Raw genomic sequence first — 12189 nt, forward strand, 5'->3', positions numbered from 1 at the left:
TTTTCCCCGTCCGAACCTTCCATCTTCTCGTCTGAGCCCTCCCTCTGCGGGTTGTGGTCTAGGGGAAGCCGGGAATGAATAATGGCGTCAAAAGGCCCGGATTTGTCCCGGGTGGCGGTGAATTTGTCGGCTCGAAGGAAATTTGCGACAGCATCCAAGGCCATTCCACGAAAGCCCGCCCCATTCGCTGACGAATCGGGGACGCCGTTTGTCGGGGGTTACTGTTCTGGAGAACGCATGGACAAGCGCCGGGCAAGGGAAAGAGAGCGCTGACAAGCGTTCGGCATTCCGAACTTTTTTGTCGGAAATTTCTTGTGTCCGAGCCTCTTGTTCTGACAAACTTTCCAGAGTCATCCAGATATAATGGGTCCACCAAAAGGAAATCCAGGGCAGTCCTCCGGCAAGGGGCTTTGGATTTTACTCTTAAACGGGTGGTGCTTAATCGATGGAGAAGAGCAATGTGGTAAAATTCCCGGAATGGACAAGAGCAGAAAGCATTGGAGAAGAAGAGAAGTCAACCTGGTGGGAAAGCGTAAAAGCGTGGGGCAGCCGTCGGCGGGCTCTTCGCGGGCTGGAATCCAAAAAGTGGGTATTTCTCTTGAGCTGCATGGGATTTCTGCTGGGCAGAGCAATGATTCTGAATGAGCTGTCCCCATTCGCCGTGGCTTTTTTCGCTATTGTCGTCTTTATGCGAAGAGACAGCATCGTGCCTGTCCTCGCCGCGATTGTCGGCGGAGCATTCTTCACGCCGTTCCCCGGCGTGCTGGTGATCGCTGCGGAGCTTATCCTCTTCATTCTGCTGTACAAAGGGTTGAAGGCCTTTCAGCGGATCGACCTCGCCTATGCTCCGGTTATGGTCTTCGTCTCCTCGTTCATGGTCGGACTCTTCCAGAGCGTGATCGGGCCATCCCTTTCCTGGTACGCCTTAATGATGACAACACTGAATGCCCTTCTGTCTTTTGTGCTGACTCTCGTCTTCCTTCAGGCCCTTCCTGTTATGATCTACAAAACAAAAAGCCGGGCGCTGAGGAACGAGGAAATCCTCTGCCTGATTATTATGCTCGCCTCCATTATGACCGGACTGGTCGGCTGGAAGGTGGATGGGCTGTCCCTGGAGCATATTCTGTCGCGCTATTTGATTCTGCTGTTCGCTATGGCGGGAGGGGCTCCCCTTGGAGCCGCCGTCGGCGTCGTGACAGGACTGATCCTGAGTCTGGCCGATATCCACGCGATCTATCAGATGAGTCTGCTCGCCTTCTCGGGGATGCTTGCAGGCATGCTGCAGGGTGGGCGCAAAGGCGCCGTGTCGCTTGGCATGCTGCTCGGATCAAGCATTCTGTCCGTCTATTTCAGCGGGCCGGGCGATATGCTCCTATCCACCTGGGAGACCTGCGCGGCGGTGATTCTATTTATATTGACCCCGCGCAGCATCATCACCTCGATCGCCAGATATGTGCCGGGGACAAGCGACCACAGCCGCTCCCAGCATGAATATGCGCGGCGCATCCGCGATATTACCGCCGAGCGCGTGACCCAGTTCTCCCAGGTATTTCGGCAGCTGTCCACCAGCTTCGGCCAGATTTCGTCGGCCGGTCAGGTGGAAGCGGCGAATCGGGAGATGGAGCATTTCATGAATGCGGTGACCGAGGAGGCCTGCGCCAAATGCATCCGCCGTACCCATTGCTGGGATGCAAAATTTTATCAGACCTATAAATATATGACTGACATGATGACTGCCGTCGAGGATAATCCCGAGCTGTCGGCGGACAAGCTGCCCGCCGAATGGTCGCGGATCTGCGGCAAGACGGAGGAGGTTCTTGAGGTCATGCGCAGTGAATACAACCTCTACCAGCATGATATGCGGTGGAAGAGACAAATATACGACAGCCGCAAATTTGTAGCCGAGCAGCTGTCCGGCGTGTCGCAGGTCATGGAGGATCTGGCCCGGGAGATCAAGCGGGAAGGCCAGGCGATGTACCGTCAGGAAGCGCAGATTCGCGAAGCGCTGGAAGCGCTGGGTCTGTCCATTCAGGGCATCGATATCATCAGCCTCGATCCGGGCCGCGTGGAGATTGAAATTGTCCATGCCTATACCCGGGGGTTCGATGAATGCCGCAAAATGATTGCCCCCCTCCTGTCCGATATATTAGAGGAGAATATATCGGTGATCAGCGAGACGGCTCCTTACAGCCGGGAAGGGCTGGCGACGGTGATCTTCGGCTCCGCCAAAGCCTATGAGGTCAGCACCGGCATGGCGGAAGCAGCTAAGGGAGGGGATATGCTATCCGGCGACAGCTTCAGTATCTCCGAGCTGGGCAACGGGACATTTGCGGTGTCGGTGAGCGACGGCATGGGCAACGGGGAGCGCGCGCGAATGGAGAGCAGCGCAGCGCTCGGCATGCTGGAGAAGCTGCTTCAATCGGGCATGGACGAGCGGCTGGCGGTAAAGTCCGTCAATTCGATTCTGCTTCTGCGCTCGCCCGAGGAATTCTATGCGACGGTGGACATGGCGCTGATCGACCAGTATTCCGCCCAGACGACCTTCATGAAGATCGCCTCGGCGCCCAGCTTCATCAAGCGGGGAGGCGAGGTCCTTCCGGTCACCGCCAGCAATCTGCCGATCGGCATCATTCAGGACATCGAAGTCGAGTTCGTTACGATGCAGCTGCAGGCGGGCGACATCCTTATTATGATGACCGACGGCATTTATGACGCGCCCGGGTATGCGGTCAATAAGGAAATCTGGATGAAACGGATGATTCAGGAGCTGGATACAAGCGATCCCCAGGAGATCGCCGACAGCCTGCTGGAGAAAGTTATCCGTTATCAGGGCAATGAAATTCATGATGATATGACCGTTGTTGTCAGCCGGATCGACCACTACCGGCCAGAGTGGTCGACGCTGCACATTCCGGGACTCTCGCGCATGGAACGGCCGCGGACAGTTAGCTAACGGTAACGGCTCCGTCACTTTGATTTTGTCTTTCGCCCCCGTTTGGAATCTCTCTTCCTGGGACATACTAGAGAAGAGAGAGTTCATATAACGGGAGGTTAAGAGGATGAAACAAATTCTGCTGATTACAGATGGATGTTCCAATGTGGGCGACAGCCCGGTGATGGCGGCGGCACACGCATTTCAGGAGGGGGTTAGCGTCAATGTGATCGGCGTGGTGGACTATGGAACGATTGGCGAACTCGGGGGGAGGGAGATTGAGGATATTGCGAAGGCCGGCGGAGGTCTAAGCCGGATCGTCGGCTCGCCGCAGCTGGCGCAGACGATGCAGATGATGACCCGCAAGACGGTGGTTCAAACCATTCAGGTGGCGGTTAATAAAGAGGTGCAAAAAATATTGGGCGAAGGCTCGATCGAGGACCTTCCGCCCGCCAAGCGCTCCCAGATGGTGACTGTGGTGGACGACCTCAGCGAGAAGGCGCCGCTGCGGCTGGCGCTGCTGATTGACGCAAGCGCCAGCATGAAGCCGAAGCTTGCGGCAGTCGAGGAGGCTATCCGCGATCTGGCGCTTAGTCTTGAGGCCCGGGAAGGGACCAGCGAAATTTCCGTGTTCCATTTTCCCGGATCAGGGGGGGAGCCGGCCGTGATGGATATGGACTGGAGCCTCAATATAGCGGGCATCCGGTCGCTGTTCGGGAAGATCCGGATGAAGGGAACGACGCCTACGGGACCTGCCATTTTCCGGGTGCTGGATCAATTCCGGTATGATACACTAGATGAACATCAAGGCCGCCTGGCGGCTTACGCAGAAGAAGGAGAAGGGATGCCCGGTGGATACGTCGTCTAGACCTGTACGTTCTCCCGGGGAGATTATCGCCGGCAAATGGCGGGGGAACCGGTATGTGGTGGACAGGCTGCTTGGAAAAGGTGCGAATGGAACCGTATATCTGGTGAACCGGGAGAACAGACGGGAGAAATATGCGCTGAAGATCGGTTACGACACTCTCGATCTTCAGTCGGAGATCAATGTGCTGACCTCGCTTCAGTCCTGCCAGGCCAGGCAGGGGAAGCGGCCCGGGAAGCCGGAACCGATGTCCTTCTACTTTCTGGAGTCGGATGACGCTTCGGATGGCGAATTTCCCTTTTACGTGATGAGGTATGTCCAGGGCATGCCTATGCACCGCTTTCTCGCCAAGAAGGGCCCGGCCTGGCTGGGATTGATCGGAGTCAAGCTGCTGGACAGGCTGTGCGCCCTGCACGAGTGCGGCTTTATCTTCGGTGACCTGAAGCCGGAGAATGTCATTGTATCGGAGTACGGCGAAGCCGAATTGATCGATTTCGGCGGGGCGGGCCCGATCGGGCGAAGCGTGAAGCAGTTCACCGAGTGGCATGACCGCGGCTTCTGGAACGCGGGAAGCCGAGTCGGCGACGAGGCTTACGACCTGTTCGCCTTCGCCGTGCTCTGTCTTCGTCTTCTGGACGAGCCGGGGCTGAAGACCGCTGCCTCGCAGCTTCCCCAGATGCGAAGCGGGGAGGATCTGCTGAAGCTTGCGAACCGCCTTCCGGACCGGAAACTGGCCTCTTGGCTGAAGACCGCTATTAAAGGCGGCTTTGCCGCGTCCGCTGAAGCGAGAGAGGTCTGGAAGACGCATGTCTTCCGGGGAGGGCGGAACAAGCCTGAGCCGGTAGCGACTCCCGGCTGGCTCAAAGGGGCATTTGCGCTATCTTTGTGCCTGCTGGTTTTTACCGTATACTGGATTTATCATTTTTAATATTCTATGATTATACATAAGGACAGGCACGCCGATTGCCGTGCCGGCCGGCAGCCGCCCGCCGCGGCCAATAGCGGCTTAAGGGCAGGAAGGAAGCCTGATATTAATGAAGTGGAATGAACTGGTGGATTCGGTTATGGACGCAGCAGCCGAATATAAGCTGTGGAGCGCCGGAGACGCCATCGTAGTCGCAGTGTCCGGAGGGCCGGATTCTGTGGCTCTTTTGCATGTTCTGCATGAAATCTCCCGGACAAGAATGCCGCTATCCCTCATCTGCGCGCATGTGAATCACGGCTTTCGGGCAGAATCCACAATGGAGGCGGAGATGGTCCGGGACCTCGCGGAGAGCTTGGAGATTCCCTTCGAACTCGCCGAGTTCGATATCCCCGCTTATATGAAGGAAAGCGGTCTGGGACCGCAGGAAGCGGCACGCAATATGCGTTACCGGTTCCTGATTGATACCGCGCACCGGCGGGGCGCGGCGGCCGTGGCTCTGGCTCATCATGCCGATGACCAGGCCGAGACTGTACTGATGCATTTGCTTCGGGGAAGCGGCCTTTCGGGACTTGCCGGCATGCGCTGGAAAAGAACCGAAAGAAAGATGGAACTTGTGCGTCCCCTTCTTCGTATGAACAAGGCATCGCTCGTAGAAGCCTGCCAGGAGCGCGGTTTCCGGTATGCTGAGGATGCGAGCAATTCGCAGGTCAAGTACAAGCGAAACGCCGTGCGTCTGAAGGTTCTGCCCTTTCTGGAGGAGTTCAATCCCTCGCTGTCCCGTTCGCTGACGCAGCTGGCCGAAATCGCCGGTGCCGAGGATGATTATATGGAAGAAGCCGCCGCCCGCAGCTTCGCGGAAATCGTGCAGAAGGAACAGGGGAAATGCACACTTGAAGCGGCCGGTTTTACCGCCCTGCCGTCCGCTTTACAACGGCGTTTGATTAAACTAATATTAAATTATCTGTCGGCGGATACACCGGAAATCGATTTTCCGAAGGTTGAAGCTGTAAGGCGGGGAATACTGCAGGTGAGAAAGACGTCCTGGCATCTTGATTTGGGACGCGGACTGACCTGCATACGGCAATATCAGACGGTGTGTTTCCTTTCGTCTCCTCCGGATGGTCAGGCCAGCTATTCCTATTTGCTGTCTTCGCCGGAATCCCGGCTTGAGCTTGGGGAGATCAACAAGGTTCTCATCATGACAGCCCTCGGGAGCTCAGAAGGACTGGATTACAGCGGTTCCGGCAACCGGGCAGACGCCTGGTTCGATTCGGATCAGCTGGTCTTTCCGCTGACGATTCGCTCGCGGCTGCCTGGAGATACCATCAGGATCATGGGATTAAACGGAAGCAAAAAGGTAAAAGATATTTACATTGACGACAAGATACCTTCTGCTGAACGTTCACATATCCCTATCGTGTGCGACGGCCATGGCGAGATCATATGGATCCCCGGCGTCCGCCGCTCGGTTCATGCCGCTGTTGGCCAAGGCACGGTCTCGGTTCTGCTGCTGTCACTCGAAGACCTGGCTCCGGAATCATCCGTAATGGCCGCAGACAGTTTTTCATAGTATAACTTAGGAGGTTCACAGGTTGCAGAACGATATTCAAGAAGTTTTGATCAGCGAAGAGCAAATCCAGGAAAGAATCAAGGAGCTCGGCGCCAAGCTGAGCGATGTATATGAGGGTCGCACTCCTTTAGTCATCTGCGTGCTGAAAGGCGCGTTTATTTTTATGGCTGATTTGGTTAAAGTTATTACCGTACCTGTTGAGATGGATTTCATGGCTGTATCCAGTTACGGAGCCGCCACCAGATCTTCGGGCGTCGTTAAGATTATCAAGGATCTGGACGTTCCGGTCGAAGGCCGTGATGTGCTGATCGTAGAAGACATTATCGACAGCGGTCTTACGCTGAGTTACCTGATTGAACTCCTTCGCAATCGCAACGCCGCTTCGGTTTCGGTCGTTACCCTGTTCGACAAGCCGGCAGGCCGTACGGTAGAACTGGAGGCTGACTATACCGGTTTTGTTATTCCTGACGAATTTATTGTCGGGTATGGACTGGATTATGCCGAGAAATATCGGAATCTTCCTTATATTGGGATTCTGAAACCGGAGATCTATACCAAATAACCTTTTTCCAAGCCTTGCTTCCCCGGCTGCATTTCGGCCGGAAGCCCCTCTATTTGAGGTGTTCCGATAGGCTATGTTACAATAACTTAAGTGTTGCGAGAGGAGGTAGGGGATGAATCGGTTCATCCGGAATTCTGGTTTTTATTTGATTTTATTTCTTGTCGTGGTGGGCATCGTCCAATTCGTCAGCAATGGAAATGAAGCCGCCGATTTCCCTAGATACGACCAGTTACGGCAGGAGCTTAAGAATAATAATGTGAAGAATTTGACGGTTCAGTTCGAGGGCAATGCCTTTCTCGTAACCGGCGCTTACAAAGAGAAGCCGGACGGGGCTAAATCGGATAGCTTCTCCACTTATATTCCTCCTACGGATGCGGCTATCAATGAACTGACGGATGCCAGTGAAAGCAACAGTATTCCGTTCACCCAGAAGAAAATGGAGGGCGACAGCATCTGGCTGACCTTCCTGTCTTCCATTATACCGCTTGTGATCATGTTCATCCTGTTCTTCTTCCTGTTCAATCAGGCGCAAGGCGGGGGCGGCAAGGTCATGAACTTCGGGAAGAGCAAGGCCCGCCTCTACAACGAAGAGAAGAAGAGAGTCACATTCGAGGATGTGGCGGGAGCCGATGAAGAGAAGCAGGAGCTTGTCGAAGTCGTTGAATTCCTGAAGGACCCCCGGAAATTCGCCGCTGTTGGCGCGCGCATTCCTAAAGGCGTTCTGCTTGTGGGCCCTCCGGGTACTGGTAAAACCCTTCTTGCCCGCGCCGTTGCGGGCGAAGCGGGCGTTCCATTCTTCAGCATCTCCGGTTCGGACTTTGTGGAAATGTTCGTCGGTGTCGGCGCATCCCGTGTCCGCGACCTGTTCGAGAACGCGAAGAAGAACGCGCCTTGCATTATCTTCATCGACGAAATCGATGCTGTCGGACGCCAGCGTGGCGCCGGACTCGGCGGCGGCCATGACGAACGCGAGCAGACGCTCAACCAACTGCTCGTCGAAATGGACGGCTTCGGCGGCAATGAAGGCATCATCATCGTCGCGGCAACGAACCGCGCCGATATTCTCGATCCCGCGCTGCTTCGTCCGGGACGCTTTGACCGTCAGATTACGGTTGATCGTCCGGATGTGAAGGGACGCGAAGCAGTTCTGAAGGTTCACTCCCGCAACAAGCCGCTGACGAAGGACGTGAAGCTTGATGTAATCGCCAAGCGCACGACTGGCTTCACCGGCGCAGATCTGGAGAACCTGCTGAACGAAGCGGCCCTGCTGGCCGCTCGCCGCAACCGCAAGGATATCTCCATGCGGGAAGTTGATGAAGCGATCGACCGCGTTATCGTCGGCACCGAGAAACGCAGCCGCGTAATCAGCGACCGCGAGAAACGGATTGTCGCTTACCATGAAGCCGGCCACACCATCGCCGGATACTTCCTGGAGCATGCCGATATGGTTCACAAGGTTACGATTATCCCGCGCGGACGCGCCGGCGGATATGTCATCATGCTTCCGAAGGAAGACCGCATGCTCGTTACGAAACAGGAATTGCTCGATAAGGTTACCGGACTCCTCGGGGGCCGGGTTGCCGAAGAAATGTTCATCGGCGAAATCGGTACGGGCGCTTACAGCGACTTCCAGCAAGCAACCCGGATCGTCCGCAGCATGATCATGGAATACGGCATGAGCGATAAGCTCGGTCCGATGCAGTTCGGTACGAGTCAAGGCCAGGTGTTCCTCGGCCGCGATATCGGACACGAGCAGAACTACAGTGATTCGATCGCTTATGAGATCGACCAGGAAATGCAGCGCTTCACTAACGAATGCTACGAACGATGCAGAGCGCTTCTGCAGGAGCATTCCAAGGAAATGCACCTCATTGCGAACACGCTGCTTGAGAAAGAGACGCTTGAGCTTGAGCAGATTAAAGAGCTGATCGAGCAGGGCTACCTGACCGAGGACGGCAAGCCGGAAGGCGGCGAGGGAACGACTAATGACGGTGCGGAGCCGCTCATCGATTCCATCGGTGACGTCAAAGTCCGTATCCAGGGTAAATCCGAGGAGCAGAGCGCTACGCTTGGCGATGCGCCGAAGGATATACCGAACAATCCGCAGCAAGACGGCGGAGATAAAGACAATACCGATGGCAGCGGCGGCGGAAGCAGCCTAAGCTAACAATAAAGCAGAAGAAGCCCGGAGAACACGACGTTCTCCGGGCTTCTTTTTTCTTGTATAGAGCATGTATGATGACTTGACGCGTCCTGCCTCGCTTATCCCTACAGACTAATGCCAAAGCGTTTCAGCTCGATAAAAATTCCCTCCAGCTGCCGGCCCTTATCCGTCAAGCTGTACTCGACGCGAGGAGGAACCTCCGGATACACCTTTCGATTCACGATGCCGTGATCCTCCAGTTCCTTGAGCCGCAGAGAGAGCGTCTTGGGGCTAATTCCTTCCAGTGATTTCAGCAGATCGCTGAACCGGAGCGTCCCTTCGATCAGCAGATCGCGGATAATGAGAAAGGTCCACTTCGTTCCGATAATGTCCAGCGTTCTGGCGATCGGACAGGGCTCGCCCGGCGTTCCTTTCGTCAGCTCAATTATCTCCGGACCCGAAATATCCATTCGACAGCCTCCTCACCTATTTATTTCTGATAAATCCAATCATACCACAAAACTTCCCTTTCAGAAACTATATGAAATAAATATCACTACTTCCCAAAATGAACTATTGCATTTTATAATATCGACGAATGGCCATTCAAAATAACATTTGTTGTTTGAGAGGGAGTGAAGGCATTGAAGAATTTCCTCGTAATCAACGGGCACCAGAAATATGCCGGTGCGGAGGGAAGACTGAATCAGACGCTTGCCGATACAATAGCCGCCGAGTTAAGCGAACAAGGCGAGGTGCGGACCACAACGGTTCAGCACGGATACGACATTGAAGAAGAACGGAACAAGTTCCTGTGGGCAGATCTCGTTATTTTTCAGACCCCGATTTATTGGTTCAGCGTTCCGGGGCTGATGAAGACTTATATGGATGAAGTCTACGCCCCGGGAACGTTCTTCGAAGGAGCCGGATCTTATGGCCGGGGCGGTCTGCTGACCGGAACGAAGTATATGTTCTCCACAACCTGGAACGCTCCGGAGCAAGCCTTTGGCGATCCCGGCCAGTTCTTCAGAGGAGCCGATTTGGAAGAGGCGCTACGCCATCTTCACCGGGTTCAGGAGTATGTCGGGATGAAGCCGCTGAGAAGCTATGCCTGCTATGACGTGATCAAAAATCCGCGTATCGAAGATTATGTTACAGGTCTTCAGCGCCACCTGAATGAGGTAGTGACAGGCGCTTAACTTACCATTAACAATGGGATGGACAAAAAGGAGGAGCATTAAATGCCGAATGTAACGAATCAGAAGATTGTCATTATCGGTGGCAGCTCGGGAATCGGACTGGAAACGGCCAGACAGCTGCTGGCGCTTGGAAATCAGGTCGTGATCGCCAGCCGTTCAGCGGAGAAGCTGGAACAGGCGGTGGCAAGCCTGGGGCCGGGAGCGGAATCCCGTCAGGTTGATATGATGAAGGAGGAACAGGTGAAGCAGCTTTTTGACAGTATCGGCGTCTTCGATCATCTGGTGGTCAGCGCGGCTGAGACATCGGGCGGAGCGTTTCTTCAGACGGATACGGCGGCGGCCCGCCAGCTGTTCGACAATAAATTCTGGGGGCAGTACCTGGCGGTGAAATACGGCGTTCCCCATCTATCCGCGGGCGGATCGGTCACGCTGTTCTCGGGAGTCGTCGCCTATAAGGCGATGGTGGGTTCTTCGGTGCTGGGCGCCGTGAACTCCGCTGTATCGTCTCTCGGGCAGACCCTTGCGCTGGAGCTGGCTCCGATCCGCGTCAATGTGGTATCACCGGGCATTATTGATACGCCTTCGCGCAGCGGCATGCAGGAGGAGGCGCGGAGCCAATTCTATGAATCGGTTGCCGCCAAGCTTCCGGTAAAAAGGGTTGGCGCTGCCGAGGATGTCGCCAAAGGCGTCGTGTACCTGATCGGCAATGGCTTCGTAACCGGGACGGTGCTGCATGTGGAAGGCGGTCATATACTGGCTTAATGGAAGCCGCGGAAACGCCGGATTCGATATCCGGCGTTTCCGCGGCTTTTTTATATTAGGGAAGAATGCGCTTGTTCCCGCCTGCGGCGCGGCTGTCGCCGGGTGTTTCACCCGATTGACACGAAGTAGACAGTTGTGTACATTAGTGATAAATATTACGAAGTCTAATCTTTTTCATAAACCTGCTTCAGATTTAATAACCGGTTTACCGACAGATGGGCTGTGCTGCAGGCATAGCGTCAAGACATAAGGGGGAACGTGAACAGTGGAAGCTCTGGCGCTGGAACGTAGGCAGGAACAGAACCGTGAACTGCGTGAACGCTTGGAACAGCTCAAGAAGGAACGGAATGCCATTATTCTGGCTCACTATTATCAGCGCGATGAAATTCAGGAGGTTGCCGATTTCCGGGGAGACTCCTTTTTGCTGGCTCAAAAGGCGGCGGCGACCGATGCGGAAGTAATTGTATTCTGCGGTGTGCATTTCATGGGAGAAAGCGCCAAAATTCTGGCTCCGAACAAGACGGTGCTGATTCCGGACGAACGTGCGGGCTGCCCGATGGCCGATATGGTGAACGTAGACGGTCTTCGCAAGCTGAAGGCCAAGCATCCGAACGCGAAGGTTGTCACTTACATCAATTCTTCCGCCGAGATCAAGGCGGAGACCGATATTTGCTGTACCTCTGCCAACGCGGTGCGGGTGATTGAATCCGTGGACGCCGAGGAGATCATCTGGGTCCCCGACAAGAATCTGGGCCATTATGTTCAGGAGAAGACCGGCAAGAAGCTCATCATTTGGGAAGGCTACTGCAACACTCATGATATGCTGACCGTTAAGGATGTTGTGGAAATGAAGGCCAAGTACCCGAACGCCGAGTTCGTTGTACATCCTGAATGCCGTCCTGAAGTCGTGGCTATGGGCGATTTTGTCGGCAGCACCACCGCCATTATCGATTACTGCAAGAAGTCGGAGACTCGCGAATTTATCGTCGGAACCGAAGACGGAACGGGTTATCAGCTGCGAAATGACAGCCCGGACAAGGCATTTCATTTTGCTTCTAAATTCCTTGTGTGTCCGAACATGAAGGTCAACAATCTCAAAAAACTGGTGAAATGCCTGGAGACGATGAAGCCGCAGATTTATGTGCCGGAGGCTGTCGCAGACAAAGCCAGATTGTCCTTAGAGCGCATGCTACAAGTCAAGTAGCATGCGCTACTCTTTCGATTAGGAACA

10 protein-coding genes are annotated in these 12189 nt (G+C 54.8%); 9 read left to right on the forward strand and 1 reads right to left on the reverse strand.

Annotated elements, in window-relative coordinates:
• Positions 1-445: 445 nt before the first annotated feature.
• The 6 genes from spoIIE to ftsH all read left to right on the forward strand — a co-directional run bounded on the left by spoIIE (position 446) and on the right by ftsH (position 9021).
• Entirely contained in the window at positions 446-2953 is a 2508-nt protein-coding gene (spoIIE, locus tag KIH86_RS20940) for a stage II sporulation protein E (RefSeq protein ID WP_223088628.1), read from the forward strand.
• A 106-nt stretch (positions 2954-3059) separates the two neighbouring features.
• On the forward strand, positions 3060-3800 hold the full coding sequence (locus KIH86_RS20945; protein WP_223088627.1) for a vWA domain-containing protein: 741 nt from the start codon (positions 3060-3062) through the stop codon (positions 3798-3800).
• Positions 3784-4725 (forward strand): serine/threonine protein kinase, encoded by a 942-nt coding sequence (locus KIH86_RS20950; RefSeq protein ID WP_235775523.1) that lies wholly within the window; start codon positions 3784-3786, stop codon positions 4723-4725. Before KIH86_RS20945 ends, KIH86_RS20950 begins: the two co-directional genes overlap by 17 nt.
• 106 nt (positions 4726-4831) lie before the next feature.
• A complete protein-coding gene (gene tilS, locus KIH86_RS20955; protein WP_223088625.1) occupies positions 4832-6292 on the forward strand; it encodes a tRNA lysidine(34) synthetase TilS in 1461 nt (486 codons plus the stop codon).
• A 22-nt stretch (positions 6293-6314) separates the two neighbouring features.
• Complete coding sequence (gene hpt, locus KIH86_RS20960) at positions 6315-6854, forward strand: hypoxanthine phosphoribosyltransferase (protein ID WP_223088624.1); 540 nt, start codon at positions 6315-6317, stop codon at positions 6852-6854.
• Between the two features lie 112 nt (positions 6855-6966).
• Positions 6967-9021, forward strand: a complete 2055-nt coding sequence (gene ftsH, locus KIH86_RS20965; RefSeq protein ID WP_223088623.1) for an ATP-dependent zinc metalloprotease FtsH — start codon at positions 6967-6969, stop codon at positions 9019-9021.
• Between the two features lie 101 nt (positions 9022-9122).
• Here ftsH and KIH86_RS20970 read toward each other — a convergent pair whose 3' ends face one another.
• Complete coding sequence (locus KIH86_RS20970) at positions 9123-9467, reverse strand: winged helix-turn-helix transcriptional regulator (protein WP_223088622.1); 345 nt, start codon at positions 9465-9467, stop codon at positions 9123-9125.
• A 174-nt stretch (positions 9468-9641) separates the two neighbouring features.
• Between KIH86_RS20970 and KIH86_RS20975 the strand changes: the two genes are divergently transcribed.
• From KIH86_RS20975 to nadA, 3 genes are all read left to right on the forward strand, one after another.
• Entirely contained in the window at positions 9642-10196 is a 555-nt protein-coding gene (locus KIH86_RS20975) for an NAD(P)H-dependent oxidoreductase (protein ID WP_223088621.1), read from the forward strand.
• 42 nt (positions 10197-10238) lie between these two features.
• On the forward strand, positions 10239-10958 hold the full coding sequence (locus KIH86_RS20980) for an SDR family oxidoreductase (RefSeq protein WP_223088620.1): 720 nt from the start codon (positions 10239-10241) through the stop codon (positions 10956-10958).
• 265 nt (positions 10959-11223) lie between these two features.
• Positions 11224-12162: a quinolinate synthase NadA gene (nadA, locus tag KIH86_RS20985; RefSeq protein ID WP_223088619.1), complete on the forward strand. Its 939-nt coding sequence runs from the start codon at positions 11224-11226 to the stop codon at positions 12160-12162.
• Positions 12163-12189 lie beyond the last annotated feature (27 nt).

This window comes from Paenibacillus sinensis (assembly GCF_019904155.1).
In the GTDB taxonomy this organism is placed as follows: domain Bacteria; phylum Bacillota; class Bacilli; order Paenibacillales; family Paenibacillaceae; genus Paenibacillus_AQ; species Paenibacillus_AQ sinensis.